This window comes from Burkholderia anthinoferrum, from assembly GCF_002925705.1.
GTDB classification, from domain to species: domain Bacteria; phylum Pseudomonadota; class Gammaproteobacteria; order Burkholderiales; family Burkholderiaceae; genus Burkholderia; species Burkholderia semiarida.
The window spans coordinates 65,718-82,418 of sequence record NZ_LFZP01000056.1 but is presented as its reverse complement, the minus strand read 5'-3'; the positions used below and the strand labels follow the sequence as shown (position 1 = coordinate 82,418).

Genomic DNA, 16,701 nt, shown 5'->3' with positions numbered 1-16,701 from the left:
TGCGGCTTTAGGTGATTCTAAGAGCGTCTGCCGTGGGGCACGGTAGCCGCTCTTGCCGCTCTTGTTAGTGGCAGGGGAAACTATTCGCCATTCGCGGCACAGATGCTGGTGATCGATGGCTGACGCGGTTGTTCGATAGCACACGCGTGCCCCGATGTCGTTCTACTGGACTAAGAGTTCGGAAAAATGGTGGCTACGAAGCAGTAAGAGGCAGCCGGACGAGTGTGGCGGCGAATTGAAAGGAGAGATCTGATGCTGCCCAATTCGGCACCATATTGGCCGGCTGCACTAATATCAATGGATAATTATCTATTGATCGCGTCAATTACATTGAGTAGATCGGCGGCGATGCGATTTTCATGACTGTTGCCTTGAAAATTGACAGTTCCGGTATTGAAAATATTCATAACTAGACCGCAAGGAAAATTTATTTTTGTTTGCAAGTGTGTTGGGTTTGAGAACTCTGCTTGAGGATGCTTTTGTTTCACGAAATCGATCAGCATATCGGTGTTGTTACATTTTAACGCCACTCTGTTTCTCCTTGGTTGAGTGCGGTGGTAAATTTTTTCTAAACAGCTTGAAATTTTACATTGAAGCCCCCTTTTTCGAGTTCGCGAAGAAGGCGAGCTATTCCGCATTTTGCAAAAAATGGAAGTTGGCTAAGATTTTTTCCCATTAGAACTAGACACAAATTCCACTCGTGACGTTTTGGTTGCGTACTCATCCAGTCGACACTCCACCCTTTGCCAACAGCTTTTACCCGGTGAAGCAGTTTTTCTCGATACCCGGGATCCGGCGAGAAGAAGATTTCCGCTGTCCGTCTGACTTGTTCGCATAAGTGACTGACACCGGCAGATCCGGCTGGATGCTTGACAAAATACAGGGTTTTTGTCGGTAGGTGCATAATGTCACAAAATTCAAAGCGTGACGCTCCTCCGCCAAAATTAATCAATTCCTTGTCAAATAACCAGAGATCCGAGTTCACGCTGCACGCGGCGATGTTGTAGTCCCCTTCATGATCGGAAAAATTCCAATTGATGAGGGGGAGAGCTGGAGCGGTGAGGGTCGATAAAGTGATATTGGTATCTTTAATAAATTTTTGTCCGGTGGAATACCAGATTCCTGATGACAAGACATGCGTTGTCTTGTTCAGGTCGACTTCCGTTCCTATGCATTGGTACAGAGAGCAGATTGCGAATTCATTTTTTTCCTCATCAAGGAGATGAACGGCAGTACTCTTTGCGGAATCTACGTTTAAATCATAGCCCTTGGACGACAAGTAACTTTGCCAGCTTGAAAATGTAAGATATGGTGATGTTGCAACGTTTTTGGTCATGCGGCCAATAACGAAGTGATGTGCGTATGGGCTATCGCCATTACGTTCGGTTGGGGCGGATAATGAAATTTTCTGCTCAGGATTTGAGTGAGAGAGGATTTTTTCGAGCTCGGTATTTAAGCGAAGAATCTTATCTTCGTCTTTTACGGGAACCAAGTTGTTAGCTTGAGGCCATCGGCTACGATGTTCATTCGAATCATAGCGCTGAATAATAAGATCAAGTGTGTCATTCAGCTTCGAGATCGAAAGTTCGAATTTGAATGACGTGGCACCACTTACTCGACCGCCAAACGCATCTTTGTAGCAATCTTCAGGAACTCCTTCCATGCCTGCCACGAGATCTCGATCGGCTTCAAAGCCAAATTCGCGAATGGCAGCGGCCCGTGGGGCACGTTCGCTCGCTATATGACGTCGCGCAAAGACTTGTTCAGCACGAACCTCTCTAAGTTGACCTTGAGGCACAACCGCCTGGACAACAATTTTTCCAAAATCTGGCTCGATCCACTCACTTTTTACTTTGGTATGGCCATACCCGAACGTAAACAAAAATGTCTTGCCGCCACGCCATATCCATAGCAAAGCTCCAGGATATTGGCTTTGAAGAGATGGAGTGCTTTTGTCTAAGAGCAGTGACGTGAGCACATTGCGCCACTTTGGCGTATCGGTGGCAGCGGGCAGCTCATACAATGCTCCTTCGGAGGTTTCGATGTCCAAGGGATACTCAGCAATGCTCATGCTTTTGATTAGTTCAAGCGCCTCGTCCGTCTTGGATTTCTTGAGCAAATAAATACTCGCCGAAAGACGAGTTCCCCCGTTGTCGTTTGTCATCGTGCCCCCGATTAGCCTAGTGTTGGTATCTGCGCTTTTTGTCTTCAGAGAATTTTACATATTTTTCTGGAACGTGCCATGAGGGGAGGCCGCAAAATGGGTAGCGGTGGTGTATCCAACAGTCCCTTCTACTCTCAGTTGAGGTCCGATAATTAGTTAAATGAAACTCATTCGCATGACGGTTTTTTAGCACTCCGGTCCCTATGCCCTTCGGCCAAGCCCCCTCAATTCCCTAATTATGAGATGCCAGGCCGACTACACTGGTCATGAAGCCATGCTTCTCGCCATCGGAAGCTGAACGCAACTCCCTCCGCCCCGATGGTCGAAAGAAAGCCGTCTTGCCCAACAAGACCCAGCGAAGAGGGGAGAAAGAAGGGGAAACCCGAGGCATCAAAGAAGCGCGGGCCGCATGGGCGGCAACCCATACGACCCGCTGACCACCACCAACTCACCCAAGGAGTCGGAAATGGCTGACGCCAATACTAAGCCACGTCGTAGAAAGAACAAACCCGTCAACATGCAAAAGACGTTTGAGCTGGTCCTGCGCAATTACCCGGACCTTCCCAAGCGGGGCTGGCCGTACCTGCCGTGGATGCAGGCGATCGACATTGATTTCAAGATCTTCGGATTCAAGCCTGGCGACCGCGTATACCTGGACACCAACTACGTGACCCGGCAGATCACGATCACGCCGGACTACAGCCAGTTGGCGTTGCGAGAGCAGTCGTACCACGATCCTGACCGGGGACCGTCGCCGCTATAACGTCTGCAAGGGCCGCTTGATGCGGCTCTAGCGACTGGGACGCAAGCGTTTCCCGAATGCGCTTGACCGCCGGGGCGACACCGCCCCGGCCATTGTCTCGAACGCCGCGACTCACACCGATAGCCATCGTCAACAACTGTCACGATCGCAAGGCCCGTGAGGCCGCGCTGCGCCTGCCGAAGCTACCGAATGGCGTCCAATCACCGCCCGCCAACCCGCCGCTTCACAACCGCCCCCCGCTGCAACACATACTCGACCCGCGCCCCTTCATCGGCAACGACTCCGATATCCTCGAGCGGATTCCCATCCAGCACGACGAGATCGGCAATCGCCCCCACGGCAACCACCCCAAGCTGCCCGGTCATATTGACGATCTCCGCCGCCACTGTCGTCGCCGACCTGAGCGCTTCCAGATTCCCAAGCACCTCCGCCCGAATCCGGAACTCGCCGGACTGAAACGCATGCATCTCGCCGAGCAGATCCGACCCGAACCCCATCTTCACGCCGGCCTTTGCATAGATCTCAAGCGACTCGCGTCCTTTCTGCTGCACGGAAGCCACCTTCGCGATGGAATCCGCTGGCATCCCAAACTCCGTCCCATGTTTCGCCAACGCGTCATAAGTTACAAGCGTCGGCACCACGAACGCCCCCCGCTCATGCATGAGCATCGCGGCCGCTTCATCCACGAGATTCCCGTGCTCGATCGTCCGCACGCCGCATCGCACGGCCCGCGCAATCGCCCGCCCCGTATACGCATGCGCCATCACATACGTATTCGCGGCCTCGGCCTCATCGACGATCGCCCGAATCTCGTCCTCCGAATACTGCGTGTTCGCGATCGGATCGGTCGGCGAAGCCACGCCGCCTGACGCCATGATCTTGATCTGCGTTGCGCCTTTCTGAATCTCCTCGCGCACGGCGAGCCGCACGCCTTCGACGCCATCGACCACTCGCGCAATCGCCCCCGTCCTGAAACAGCAGGAGCAGGGCTCCAGCACATCGCCGCGCGGCCGGAAATCCCCATGCCCGCCGGTCTGCGACAGCGCCTTCCCCGACGGAAAAATCCGCGGCCCCGGAATCAGCCCCGTCTCGACCGCCTGCATCAGGCTCCAATCCGCGCCCCCCGCATCCCGCACACTGGTAAACCCACGCGACAACATCGCATCGAGAATCGGCAGTGACCGAATCGCCGCGAGAATATTCGGCTGCGTCGCGTTCGCGCCAAGGTTCGCATTCGACGCCAGCACATGCACATGGCAATCGATGAACCCGGGCATCACGGTTTTGCCTCGCGCATCGATCACCTGCGCATTCGGCAAATCCACCGGCCGATCAGTGACTTCGACGATCCGCTCGCCTTCGATCACGACATGATGATGTTCGAGCAACACGCCTCGTTCGAGGTCGAGCACGTTGCCGCCTTGAAGCACGGTAATGGTCATGGGAAAAAATCCTTATCGAGTCGCGGAAGCCGCACGCTTCGCATCCTTCACGAAGCGCGTACCGACGAAACTGACGGCCGCCGCGAGCATCACGTAGAACGCGGGCGCCATGTTGCTGCCGGTGCGGGCGATGAGCCACGTGATCAGGAACGGCGCGAACCCGCCGAAGATCGTCACCGCGAAGTTGTACGCCACGGACAACCCGGTCGACAGCACCTTGGTCGGAAACAGCTCCGCGAACGCCGCGAGGATCGGCCCCGTATAGGTCGCGATCAGCACGCCGAACACGGCCTGGAACACGATCAGCGACGCGAACCCGGGCGCATGGTTGATCCACGAGAACATCGGCCACGCGAGCACGAGGATCGCGAGCGCCGAGCCGGACAGGAACACGCGCCGTCCCCACGCGTCGGCGAGTCGCCCGACGATCGGCGAGCAGCACATGATCATCAGCCCGCCGACCATGCCGGCCGTGAAGCCGGTCGATTGCGGCAGATGCAGCGTGCGCACGGAATAGGTCGGCATGTAGAACAGCAGCACGTATGTGCAGACGGTCCACAGGATGACCATCGAGAAACTCGCGAACGTTTCGCGCGGGTAGGTGTGCAGCACTTCCTTCAGCGGCGAGCTTTCCTTCGCCTGCGATTCGACGGCGCTGAACGCGGGCGTCTCGTCGATATGGCTGCGGATGAAGTAACCGACCGGCCCGACGATGATCCCGAGCAGGAACGGCAGCCGCCAGCCCCAGCTATGCAGCGCCTGCGTGTCGAGCGACGTCGTGACGAACGTGCCGGTCGCCGCACCCAACAGCACCGCGAAGCCGATGCTCGACTGGATCCAGCTCGAGTAATACGCGCGCTTCTCCGGCGGCGCGTATTCGGTGAGGAACGCGGTGGCGCCGCCCATCTCGCCGCCGGCCGAGAAGCCTTGCAGCAGCCGCGCGACGGCGATCATCAGCGGCGCGGCGATGCCGGCCTGTTCGTAAGTCGGCGCGATCCCGATCAGCGCGGTGCCGGCCGCCATCAGCAGGATCGTGAGCGACAGCGCGGCCTTGCGTCCGACCTTGTCGGCATAGACGCCGAGCACGATGCCGCCCACCGGCCGCATGAAGAAGCCCACGCCGAACGTCGCGACGGTGAGCAGTACGGATGTCAGTTCGTTACCGGTCGGGAAGAACAGCTTCGCGATGATCACCGCGAAGAAGCTGTAGACGGTGAAGTCGAACCATTCGAGGCCGTTGCCGATGACGGTCGCGACGATGGCGCGGCGGCGCTGTTGCACCGCCGCATCGACGGAAGGCGCGGCGCGCGGGGAAAGCGTTCCTTGCATGGTCTCTTCCTTGGTCAGAAGGCGGGACGGCTGCCCCGCGTGAAGCCCATACTAAGGAGAGCCGGATTTTTTTCTGAAACGAAAGATTCGCATGCACGCATGCGCTGCACGCATGCGTCGTGTTCGGGCGTTCGGGGCATTCAGGCCCCGGTCTGCTGCTCCGCCTGTTCGAACAGCCAGCGTGTGAACAGGCGGGCGGCCTGGTTCTGCGCGCGGTCGTTCGGCGAGATCACGTAATAGCCGCCGCCGTGGCTCGCGGACGCTGCCGTCACGCGCACGAGCAGCCCGGCCTCGATGCATGCGTCGATCATGTAGCGCCAGCCGAGCGACACGCCCTGGCCGAGAATCGTCATCTGCACGATCTGCGGATACGAGTTGATCGTGATGTCCTGCGGCTGCGCTTTCTGCCTGTCGACGTCGTTCAGGTCGAACCATTCGGACCACGACATCCATTGGCGCTGGCCGTCTTCGAGGCGCAGCAGCGTTTCGTTCGCGAGATCGGCCGCGTCGAGCGTGCGGCCGGCCAGATAGCCGGGCGCGCAGACGGGGAACACTTCTTCGTCGAACAGCCGGCGCGCGGTGTATTCGGCCGGCGCCTGCTGGCGCACGTAGTAGACGCCGACGTCGAATTCCGCGGGCGACATCGATGCAAGACTATCGCGCACGATCAGGCGCAGCTTGATGTTCGGATACGTGGCGCGAAAGTTCGGTAGCCGCGGCGTGAGCCACAGCAGTGCGACACCGGATGAGCACGCGATCGTCAGCTCGAGATCGCCGTACGGCTTCATCACGTTGTGCGTGGCTTCCGCGCATTGCGTGAGCAGATGGTGGACCTGCGCCGCGTATTGTTCGCCGGCGATCGTCAGCCGCAGCGAACGGTGTTCGCGAACGAACAGCGAGCGGCCGAGGAATTCCTCGAGCTGCTGGATCTGGCGGCTGATCGCGCTTTGGGTCAGGTGCAGTTCCGCGGCGGCTTTCGTGAAACTCGCGTGCCGCACGGCGGCTTCGAACGCGACGAGGCACTGCAGGGGCGGGAGAGGCGTGATGCGCATGGCGGGCGTGAGGGTCGTGTGGCTCGCGACATCATAAGCGGGGATCGCGACGGAAGCGCAGACCCGCGCATGGGTGAAAGCCCGCCCCCCGGGCGGGCGCCGGCTGCTTCAACGACCACTTTCGTCGGCCTTCTCGCGATCGTCGACGCGAAACACGATCGGCCCTCGCGGATAGTTCTTGATATCCGGAGAGAAGTCGTACTTTCCCTCGCCGCAATAATATAAAAACGTAACGATCCAGATCGCGAAGGAGAAGATCAGGGAGAGGCGCCCCCAGATGAAGAAGGCCAGCAGGCCGAGCGCGGCGAGCATGGAGAAAAAGACGGCGGCCTTTCGCCACGGCGTCCTGAGTTTCTGCCAGGTCTCCGGATGAATGCCGGCGGCAATGAAGGTATTGCGATTGAAGCGCAGCCCCTGATGCGCGAGGCCGCACAGAATGGCGACGAGCAGGTCATGGCGATTCTTGAAGCCCGCGCAGCGAATGGCATCGTCGGCGTCGGTCGGGATAAGATTCATGCGCAGCGTATAGGCCGCGACGGGTTCGCGCGTGGCGCGTCGCCAGAACTGGAAGTTCGCGGGGCGCCGGGTGACGCCGGACGCCGTGTTGTATTCGACGTCATAGAGCCGGTCGGGGTTCGCGACGGCTTCGCGCCATTCGACGCACTGTTCTTTCGGGATGGCGGCCGGTTCCGGACGTGTGCCGAGGCCATAGCGAAAACCGGTCGAGTCCACCTCGAACCAGGCGCCGGCATGTCTCGCGGCGCGAATGGCGATCCTCACGGCCCACGCGCTCACACCCAGCATCGCGAGCCATAGGACGAACACGATGAAGCCTTTGTCGAAAAGCGAGCCGTCGTAAAACGGACTGACGAGCAACCCCGTGAACATCGTGCCGAACAGCAGCGCCAGCCCGATATTGATCAGGTAGGTGCTGAACAGATCGGGAACGCCTTCGCAGGAAGGGATGCTGCGCAGATGCGCCGGCAGCACAATGATGCGCGGCGTCGATTGCGCACCCCGATCCGGTCGAGTCGGCGTGTCGTCGAGTTCGGGCGAGGCAGGGTCGTCGGCAGGTGTGGTCATGGCGCGTGGGTGGTCTGTCGAGGCCGATTGGATTTATCGTATGGTAGTTGATCTCACAGGTGCATCCGGAGCCGCGCTCCGTGCGACGGCGAAAGACGCCACGATCGGTGCGCAGCCGAGGGGGCTCGTCGCCATGTGCGATTCATGCGACGATTGCCGATCAATTCCCGCGAATCTAGGTAGACGTGACTCGATCAATCGTTGAGACCAGACCGGACGCCGCCCACCCACCCTGGATGCCCGTCGCGCTGGCCGAACTTGGCATCCGCCGCCACCCGCCGGGCAGCATCAACCCACGCATCGTCGAGTACAACAACCAGACGAACCTGGTCGGCTACGACGACAAGATTTCCTGGTGCTCGTCGTTCGTGAACTGGTGTATGGCGCACGCCGGATTCCGCGGCACCGGTTCCGCACTGGCACGCTCGTGGCTGGAATGGGGCAAACCGCTGGAGCGTCCGGTGTACGGCTGCATCGCGATCCTGACGCGTGACGACCCGGCAAGCTGGAAAGGGCACGTCGGTTTCTACCTGCGTCACGACGATAAGCACGTCCACTTGTTTGGCGGCAACCAGCTGGAAGAGGTTCGCGAACTCGCGTACCCGCTGAACGAAGTGATCGGCTACCGTTGGCCGATGCCGGATAACCACCGAGCCGTGGTTGAGTAATGGTGCGGGCCGTCGACGCGGCCTGCATCCGTATCAGGCATCGGCTTCAATTCTTCGCGACGGCCTCCACCTCCGGCCCACCTGCCGCATCGTTCCTGCTCCACCCACCCCCAAGCGACCGATACAACGCAACCGCTGCAAGCGCATGTTCGCGCCTGACCTGATTGAGTGAATCCGAATCGCGCAGATAAACCTCCTGCGCCGACAGCACATCCAGAAAATCCGTCGCACCACCCTTATAAAGCTGATTCGCCAGCCCAAGCGCTTTATCGGAAGCCGCCAATGCACTATCGAGCCGCCGCGTCGCCTCATCGGAACTGACCAAGTTCGCGCGCGCATCCTCGACTTCCCGCAACGCTTGCAGCATCGTTTGTCGTAACCCGAGTTCCGATTCGCGCATCCGACTTTCGCTCTGCGAGATATCGGCCGTTATGCGTCCCGCGTTGAAGATCGGGCTCGTCGCGCTCAACGCCGCGCTGAACAGGTTATCGGTCAACGTCGGCAACCCGAGATACGAAGCTGCGAGAATCCCGTCCGTCAGGTTCAACGAAAACTTCGGATACCGTTCGGCCTTCGCCACGCCGACTTGCGCCGCACGCCGCTCGACTTGAGCATAGGCAGTCAGCACATCCGGCCGCCGCAACAACGCTTGCGAAGGCAACGTCCCCGGCGCGCCCGCCGGCGGCGCGGGAATCTCGCCAGCCTGCGCCAGCACGAGCCGATCGACCGATTCCGGCGTGCGCCCGGAATACACGGCAATCAGATTGAGCTGATGCGAAATCTGCGCCTGCGTCGGCGGAATCCGGGCTTCGAGTGCATCGAGCTGGTTCTGCGCCCGCGTCACGTCGAGTTCCGTCGACAGCCCGAACGCCTGCCGCTTGCGCGTGAGTTCGAGCGCATGCTGGCGGATTTTCGCGTTGTCCTGCAGGATCTTCAATTCCTGCTGCGCCCAGCGCAGATCGACATACGCGGATGCCGCATCGGCTGCAAGCGCGAGCCGCATCGCATCTTCCGCATGCTTTTGCCCGACCAACTCCGCTTGAGCAGCGAGCAGATCGAGCCGCTCTCCGCCGAACACATCGGGCGACCAGCTCAGCGCGAGCCCGGCGCCCGCCTGCCGCACGTAGCCGAGCGGCGGCGGCGTGTTCTGCCGCGCATCGGCCGCGTGCGCGGTCGCGTCGAGTTCGGGCAGCAGCACCGCGCGCTTCTGCACGGTCAGCGCCTGCGCCTGCTTCACGCGTTCGGCCGCGGCCTGCAGATCGAGATTGCCGTCGAGCACCGCGGCGATCAGCTTGTCCAGCACGGGATCGTGGAACTGCGCCCACCACGCGGCGGCGTCGATGTCCGCGCGCGGCACATTGGTATCCCAACCATCGGGCGCGAGCGTTCGAACCGAATCCTGGAGCGCCGGATGCCGCGCCGGCTGTACCGCGCACCCGGCGGCGAATGCGCTGACGGCCAGCGCGACGAGTAGCTTCTTCATGATGATGATCCTTGGCCTCAGTGCGCGTCCGGCGGCGGCGCGTTCAACGTAATGGGTTTGGAAAACACGACGGCAAGCAGCGCGACGACGAAGCACAGCGACAGCGCGTAGTACGCATCCGCATAAGTCAGCGTCAGCGCTTCTCGGTAGATCAGCCGATGCAGGTTCGCGAGTCCGGCCTGCGCGGTATTCAGCGTATTGCCGGCCACCGATCCCCAGTACGCAGCCTGGCGGTCGAGCAGCGACGCGATCTGCGGTTCGCCGGCGCTCACGTGCTCGTTCAGCCGCAGATAATGAAAATTCAGCCGGTCGTTGAGCATCGTCGCGCTCACCGCGATACCGATCGCGCCGCCGAGGTTGCGCATCAGGTTGAACAACCCGCTCGCCGATTTCAGCCGCGACTGCGGCAGCGAGCCGAGCGCCATCGTCACGATCGGCGGCACGCTGAATTGCTGGCCGATGCCGCGCAGCGCCTGCGGCAGCAGCAGCTCCCGCCAGCCCCAGTCGTGCGTGATCGGCGTATACAGGTAGCAGCCGAGGCCGAAACAGATCAGCCCGAACACGAGCAGCGCACGCATGCTGAAGTAGCGCGCGGCGAACGCATACGCACACAGCGCGATCAACTGGAACGCGCCGACCGACAGCAGCGCGATGCCGATCTGCAGCGAACTGAACGCACGCACTTGCGCGAGAAACAGCGGCGTCAGGAACACGGTGACGAAGATCCCGATGCCGGTCACGAACGACAGCAGGCTGCCGATCCCGAAGTTGCGAACGGCGAGCGCGCGCAGGTCGACGATCGGATCTTTCGCGGTCAGCGCATGCACGATGAACAGGAAGCCGCAGATGCCGGCGATCCACGCGCAGATCACGATCGCGTCGTCGCCGAACCAGTTCTTGCGCGGGCCTTCCTCGAGCACGTATTCGAGGCAGCCGAGGAAGCCGGACATCAACGCGATGCCGAGATAGTCGCCGCGCTTGATCAGGCTGAGATCGGGCGCGTCGATATGCACGTAGCGCGGCACGAGCACGGCTACCGCGATGCCCGGCACGAGGTTCAGGTAGAACAGCCAGTGCCACGACCATTGGTCGGTGATCCAGCCGCCGATCACGGGGCCGATCGCCGGCGCGAGCGACGCGAGCGCGCCGATGGTCGTCGACGCGATCAGCCGCTGCTTGCCGGGGAACAGCACGAACGCGGTGGTAAACACGGTCGGGATCATCGCGGCGCCGAGCGCGCCCTGCATGCCGCGAAACAGGATCATCGAGTTGATGTCCCACGCGAGCCCGCACAGCATGCTGGTGATCGTGAAGCCGACGGCCGACGCGGCGAACAGCCAGCGCGTCGACATCACCTTCGACAGCCAGCCCGACATCGGGATCACGATGATCTCGGCGATCAGGTAGGCCGTCTGCACCCACGACAATTCGTCCTGGCTCGCGGACAGCCCGCCGCCGATGTCGCGCAGCGACGACGCGACGATCTGGATGTCGAGCGTCGCCATGAAGAAGCCGACGCACATCAGCGCGAATGCGAACACGCGCTGCCTGGTCGGTTGCGACGCGGGGTCGCCGGAAAACGCGGTGGTCATCGTCGGCTCCCGCTCAGTTCTTGTGGTCGGTATGCACGGTCACGACCGCGGACAGCCCGGGGCGCAGCACCTGCTCGATGCCCGGCTGCGGATCGAGATGCACGCGCACGGGCACGCGCTGGACGATCTTCGTGAAGTTGCCGGTCGCGTTCTCGGGCGGCAGCACGCTGAAGGTCGCGCCGGTCGCGGGTGCGAGGCTGTCGACGCGGCCGTGCAGGCGCGTGCTCGACGCATCGAGCGCGACGTCGACGCGATCGCCCGCGCGCATCTTGCGAAGCTGGTCTTCCTTGAAGTTCGCGTCGATCCACAGGCCGCTAGCCGGCACGACCGTCAGCAGCGGTACGCCGACGTTCGCGAGCATCCCGACGCGGCCCGTGCGGTTGCCGACGTAGCCGTCGACCGGCGAGCGGATCGTCGTGTATTCGACGTTGAGCGCCGCGACGCGCTGCGCGGCGAGCGCGGTGTTCACGCGGGCCCGCGCATCGGCGAGTTGCGCGCCGAGCACGTCGAGCTGCCGCTTCGATGCGAGCAGCGCGGCGTCGCTGCGTTCGACGGCCGCGCCGGCCTTCGAGTAATCGGCATCCGCGCGCTCGACGATCTGGTTCGATACGGCGTCCGACTTCACGAGTTCGCGATAGCGCACGCGATCGGATGCCGCGCGCGTCAACTCGGCCGACGACGCATTCTTGTCTGCCGCGTGCTGACCGATCACCGCGAATTGCAGCTGCTGCTTCGCTTCGAGTTCGGTCACGGCGGAGCGCGCGCTGTCGACTTCTGCGCTGGCCTGAGCGAGCTTCGCGTCGTAGTCGCGCGCATCGAGCTGCACGAGCACGTCGCCGGCCTTCACGCGCTGATTGTCGGTCACGAGGATCTTGTCGACGAAACCGCTGACCTTCGGTGCGAGCACCGTCACGTCACCGCCGACGTACGCATCGTCGGTGCTTTCCTGGAAGCGCAGCACGAACAGCCAGTCGAGCGCGGCAGCCGCGACCACGACGACGACGGCGCCCGCCGCGATGCGCATCCACGGCACGCGGCGTTGTTGCTTCGCGGGCCGCTCGGTTGTGGCTGCTTCGCGTGACGAGGCAGCGTCTTGAGTCGTATCCATCGATTCACCTATGTATATGCACTGATCAAAACGATCGACGTCGTCGTGTCGATCGGGGAAGGGGTTAGCGTTCCGGCAGGTTGTGCGTGATCCGGAACAATTCGTCTCTCAGTCGGGCCGCCTGCGCCGACCCGAAGTACCGCTCGAACGCTTCCTGCGCGGCGAGCCAGTGCACGTGCGCATCGGCCACCTTGGTTTCGCCGTGCGCGGTCAGCGCGAACGTCTGGCCGCGGCATGGCGGCTCGATCCGCCCCGTCACCAGCGCCGCGCCGACGAGCGGCCTGAGCGCGCGCAGCAACGCGGTGCGTTCGATCACCAGCACGTTCGACAGTGTCGCCATCGTCAGGCCGGGCCGCTCGCGCAGCAGCGCGAGGATGCTGTACTGCGACGGCGTGACGCCCGCCCGCGACAGATAGCGCTCGTAGAACTGCGAGATTCGCCGGGCGGCTTGCCGGACCGCGAAGCAATCGTCATCGGTGAGCGTGGTCTTGTGCATGTGCACATGTTAGGGGGCGGGGCGGCGCGAAGCGAGGGGCGGGACAGGATCAGATTGGTGTCGTGGTTGTACCAATCGGCGTCGCAAAGGCGCGTTCCCGCGCCCGGTCACGCCGCGGCCGGAACACTCCAGCCTTCGCGGTCGCAATACGCGGCCGTGTAGTCGATGAACGCCTTCACCTTCGCGGGCAGCAGCGAGCGGTTCGCGTACGCGAGCTTGATTTCGACGAACGCATCGACGAGATCGGCGCCTTCCAGCAACTGCACGAGCGCGCCCGATGCGAGTTGCGCCTCGACGAGCGTTTTCGGGACGACGCCGATGCCGAAGTCGTGCATCACCATTTCGCGGTTGAACACGGGGCTGTTCGACGAGATGTCGAAACGGAACGGCACGGTGACCGTGTCGCCGTCGACGCGGAAGGACAGCGCCGGGCGGCGCAGCGACGGCGAGATCGGCACGAACGGATGATCGGCGAGGTCGGCCGGGCTTTCGGGGCGCGCATGCGCGTGCAGATACGCAGGCGTGGCGACGATCACGACCGGAATGCGCTCGATCAGCCGCACGACGGTCGATTCGCTCGTCAGCATGTACGGCACGACGATGCCAATGTCGTAGCCTTCGCCGACCAGATCGACAGGGCGCTCGGTCAGCGTGACGTCGAGGCGCACGTTCGGGTGCGCGGCCTTGAAGCCGGCGATCAGCGGCACGAGCCGGTTCAGCGCGGCCGTCGTATGCGCGACGAGGCGCAGCAGGCCCTCGGGCTCGCGCGTGTGTGCCTGCGCTTGAACTTCCAGCGCGTCGAGCTCGTCGAGCACGGCCGCGCAACGCTCGTAGATTCGCTCGGCCGTCTCGGTCAGCGACACCTGGCGCGTGGTCCGGTGCAGCAGACGGCTGCCGAAACGCGCCTCCAGATCGGCCACCGCGCGCGAGACGACCGGCCGCGCGAGGCCGTGCATGTCGGCGGCGCGCGTGAAGCTGCGCATCTCCACCACCGACCGGAAGATCCGCAGCTTGTCGATGTAGTCCATGTCCGTCTCCTTGACGCGATGGTCGGCCGCCGGCCGTTGTTACCGCGGAGTGTACATTGACTTTATGCATATGCACATATAGATTCCGGAACATGAACGACATTCCGATTTCCGAGGCGTGCAACTGTCTCGCGCTGCGCCAGGCGGCGCGCTTCGTCACGCAACTGTACGAACGCCATCTGGCCCCGGTTGGCGTCACGCCCGCCCAGTTCTCGATCATGGTGAACCTCAAACGCCGGCCCGGCCTGCTGATGAGCGAACTCGCCGACGCACTTGTGATGGATCGCACGACCTTGCTGCGTGCGCTGAAGCCGTTGCAGCGCGATGGCTTCGTCGCGACGGCTGCATCCGAGCACGATGCGCGTGCGCATGCGCTCCATCTCACGAAGCTCGGCGAGCGCACGTTCGCGCAGGCGAAAGTTGCGTGGCAGGCCGCGCAGGACGAATTCGACACGCAGTTCGGCCGCGATCGCGCGAAGGCGCTGCGTGACGAGTTGTTCAGCCTGACTGCGGAGCGTTAGGGGGAATTGGATCGGAATGCGAGCCATTATGTGATTTGGTCGCCGAATTTCGCTGAAAGTGGTTTTGTGTGGGTCCGGATTCGTGAAAATCTGGACAGTTTTTATTTCCAGTTGTAGAGTCCTCTGACGGATTTCACGCAGCCGGCGCCGCCGGCACGCGTCACGAGGAGCAACCGGATGCTGCAGTTGAGTGACCGCGACGACGCGATGTTGCGCGGGGATTTCGGCGACGGCGTCGCCCGTGCGATGCGAATCGTCGCGCGCACCGCGCAAGTGATGTCCGCGCCTCACCTGATCGACATTACATCTGCGCATATCGATGGCTGCCTGTACCACGGCCAGACCAGCCTCGACTTCGTCGACTATTTCGTCGAAACGGGCGCGAAGGTCGCGGTGCCGACCACGTTGAACGTCGGGTCGCTCGACCTGATCCATCCCGAGCTGTACCACGGCGACCGCACGATCCAGCGCGATGCGCAGCGCCTGATGGACGCGCATTTGCGGCTCGGCTGCGAATCGAGCTTCACGTGCGCGCCGTATCAACTGAAGCATCGTCCCGCGCTGGGCGAGCAGATCGCGTGGGCCGAATCGAATGCGATCGTGTTCGCGAACTCGGTGCTCGGCGCGCGCACGAGCCGCTACGGCGATTTTCTGGACCTGGCCGCCGCGATCACTGGGCGCGCGCCGTATGCGGGGCTGCATGTCGACGCGAACCGCGCCGCGCGGATCGTGTTCAACGCGCCGGATTTCGCCGGCCTGCCGTCGCGCGACATCTATTTCGCCGCGCTCGGCTTGGCGGTCGGCAAGATCGCGGGCGCGGTCGTGCCGGCGATCGTCGGGCTGCCGGCGGACACCACCGAGGACGAACTCAAGGCGCTCGGCGCGGCCGCCGCGTCGAGCGGGGCCGTCGCGCTGTTCCATGCAGTGGGCGTGACGCCGGAGGCGCCGACGCTCGACGCCGCGTTGCAGGGGCACGCGGCGCAGCGCACGGTCGATATCACGATGGCCGATCTCGACGAGATTCGCCGCACGCTGAACCACGCCGCGGCCGGCGACGCGCTCGTCGCGGTCGCGCTCGGCACGCCGCATTTTTCGCTGGCCGAATTCCGCACGCTCGACACGTTGCTCGACGCCTTCGACGGCAAGCCGGCCTGCGATTTCTACGTGAACACGAGCCGCTTCATTTTGTGGGAGCTGGAAGAAGCCGGCCTCGCGGAGAAATTCGCCGCGCGCGGCATCCAGATCGTCGTCGATACCTGCACGTACATCACGCCGGTGATGAAGCAGTTGTCGGGGCTGGTGATGACCAACTCGGGGAAGTGGGCGTCATATGCGCCCGCGAACATCGGCGTGACGGTCGCGTACGGCAGCATGCGCGAATGCGTGCGGTCCGCGTACGAAGGCAAGGTGCGATTCGATGACTGAAGCGACGGGCAAATTCTTGACGGGCGACACGCTCGTGCCGGGCAGCGCGTGTGCGCGGCCGTTCGTCCTCGACAAGCCGCTGAGCTTCTGGGGCGGCTACGACTCGGGCGCGGGCAGGATCGTCGATCGCGGGCATCCGCAGACCGGCGCGAGCCTTGCCGGCAAGGTGATGGTGATGCCGCACGCGAAGGGCTCGAGTTCGAGCAGCAGCGTGCTCGCGGAAGCTGTGCGCAACGGCACGGGGCCGGTCGGGATCGTGCTGAAGGAACGCGACCTGATCATCTCGATCGGCGCGATCGTGGCCGCCGAGTTGTATGCGATCGCGGTGCCGGTGGTGTGCGTGGCCGACGATGTGTATGACGCAATCGTCGCCGCGACGGGCGAGGTGCGAATCGAGGCGGGCGAAGGGGATGGCGGTGCGCGGATTTATCTGGGCGCTGATGCTCGTCCGGGCGGATCCGGTTTGACCTGAACGAGCGGCGCGCATTGACGGCGAGTCAGGCGGTGGCCGCGGCGATGCGAACCGGGGCGAGCAGCGTCGTTCGCC

The 16,701-nt window shown here is 62.5% G+C and carries 15 protein-coding genes; 5 read left to right on the top strand and 10 right to left on the bottom strand.

The genetic code is table 11. The features are described 5' to 3' along the window. Nucleotides 1–568: 568 nt before the first annotated feature. Nucleotides 569–2,164, bottom strand: coding sequence for a TIGR04141 family sporadically distributed protein (locus C5F75_RS26865; RefSeq protein WP_104012959.1), 1,596 nt, complete (start codon nt 2,162–2,164; stop codon nt 569–571). Between the two features lie 409 nt (nt 2,165–2,573). Here C5F75_RS26865 and C5F75_RS26860 point away from each other — a divergent pair, with 409 nt between their 5' ends. Continuing rightward, nucleotides 2,574–2,927, top strand: a complete 354-nt coding sequence (locus tag C5F75_RS26860; protein WP_258048600.1) for a hypothetical protein — start codon at nt 2,574–2,576, stop codon at nt 2,925–2,927. Between the two features lie 200 nt (nt 2,928–3,127). Here C5F75_RS26860 and C5F75_RS26855 read toward each other — a convergent pair whose 3' ends face one another. The 4 genes from C5F75_RS26855 to C5F75_RS26840 form a co-directional block, all read right to left on the bottom strand. Then, on the bottom strand, nt 3,128–4,369 hold the full coding sequence (locus tag C5F75_RS26855; RefSeq protein WP_104012958.1) for a metal-dependent hydrolase family protein: 1,242 nt from the start codon (nt 4,367–4,369) through the stop codon (nt 3,128–3,130). Nucleotides 4,370–4,381: 12 nt separating this feature from the next. After that, nucleotides 4,382–5,698 (bottom strand): MFS transporter, encoded by a 1,317-nt coding sequence (locus C5F75_RS26850; protein WP_104012957.1) that lies wholly within the window; start codon nt 5,696–5,698, stop codon nt 4,382–4,384. A gap of 140 nt (nt 5,699–5,838) precedes the next feature. Continuing rightward, nucleotides 5,839–6,750 carry a LysR substrate-binding domain-containing protein gene (locus C5F75_RS26845; protein WP_099317173.1) on the bottom strand — a complete coding sequence of 304 codons (912 nt, stop codon included), beginning with the start codon at nt 6,748–6,750 and terminating at the stop codon, nt 5,839–5,841. 108 nt (nt 6,751–6,858) lie between these two features. Then, nucleotides 6,859–7,833: a hypothetical protein gene (locus C5F75_RS26840; protein ID WP_059639046.1), complete on the bottom strand. Its 975-nt coding sequence runs from the start codon at nt 7,831–7,833 to the stop codon at nt 6,859–6,861. A 236-nt stretch (nt 7,834–8,069) separates the two neighbouring features. Here C5F75_RS26840 and C5F75_RS26835 point away from each other — a divergent pair, with 236 nt between their 5' ends. After that, the gene (locus C5F75_RS26835; RefSeq protein ID WP_104012956.1) at nt 8,070–8,501 is read left to right on the top strand and encodes a TIGR02594 family protein; all 432 of its coding nucleotides are present in this window, start codon (nt 8,070–8,072) and stop codon (nt 8,499–8,501) included. Between the two features lie 46 nt (nt 8,502–8,547). On the opposite strand, the gene C5F75_RS26830 is transcribed toward C5F75_RS26835, so the two are convergent. The 5 genes from C5F75_RS26830 to C5F75_RS26810 form a co-directional block, all read right to left on the bottom strand. Beyond that, nucleotides 8,548–9,984 carry an efflux transporter outer membrane subunit gene (locus C5F75_RS26830; protein ID WP_104012955.1) on the bottom strand — a complete coding sequence of 479 codons (1,437 nt, stop codon included), beginning with the start codon at nt 9,982–9,984 and terminating at the stop codon, nt 8,548–8,550. Nucleotides 9,985–10,001: 17 nt separating this feature from the next. After that, complete coding sequence (locus C5F75_RS26825) at nt 10,002–11,576, bottom strand: DHA2 family efflux MFS transporter permease subunit (protein WP_059575295.1); 1,575 nt, start codon at nt 11,574–11,576, stop codon at nt 10,002–10,004. Between the two features lie 13 nt (nt 11,577–11,589). Further along, complete coding sequence (locus tag C5F75_RS26820; RefSeq protein ID WP_089465436.1) at nt 11,590–12,684, bottom strand: HlyD family secretion protein; 1,095 nt, start codon at nt 12,682–12,684, stop codon at nt 11,590–11,592. A gap of 64 nt (nt 12,685–12,748) precedes the next feature. Next, nucleotides 12,749–13,180, bottom strand: coding sequence for a MarR family winged helix-turn-helix transcriptional regulator (locus tag C5F75_RS26815; protein ID WP_059575300.1), 432 nt, complete (start codon nt 13,178–13,180; stop codon nt 12,749–12,751). A gap of 107 nt (nt 13,181–13,287) precedes the next feature. Then, the gene (locus C5F75_RS26810) at nt 13,288–14,208 is read right to left on the bottom strand and encodes a LysR family transcriptional regulator (protein WP_059575302.1); all 921 of its coding nucleotides are present in this window, start codon (nt 14,206–14,208) and stop codon (nt 13,288–13,290) included. A gap of 92 nt (nt 14,209–14,300) precedes the next feature. Between C5F75_RS26810 and C5F75_RS26805 the strand changes: the two genes are divergently transcribed. The 3 genes from C5F75_RS26805 (at nt 14,301) to C5F75_RS26795 (ending at nt 16,626) form a co-directional block, all read left to right on the top strand. Beyond that, complete coding sequence (locus C5F75_RS26805; RefSeq protein WP_060009532.1) at nt 14,301–14,729, top strand: MarR family winged helix-turn-helix transcriptional regulator; 429 nt, start codon at nt 14,301–14,303, stop codon at nt 14,727–14,729. A gap of 177 nt (nt 14,730–14,906) precedes the next feature. Then, nucleotides 14,907–16,154, top strand: a complete 1,248-nt coding sequence (locus tag C5F75_RS26800) for an aconitase X (RefSeq protein WP_104012954.1) — start codon at nt 14,907–14,909, stop codon at nt 16,152–16,154. Next, nucleotides 16,147–16,626 carry an aconitase X swivel domain-containing protein gene (locus C5F75_RS26795; RefSeq protein WP_104012953.1) on the top strand — a complete coding sequence of 160 codons (480 nt, stop codon included), beginning with the start codon at nt 16,147–16,149 and terminating at the stop codon, nt 16,624–16,626. Before C5F75_RS26800 ends, C5F75_RS26795 begins: the two co-directional genes overlap by 8 nt. Nucleotides 16,627–16,701: the final 75 nt, after the last annotated feature.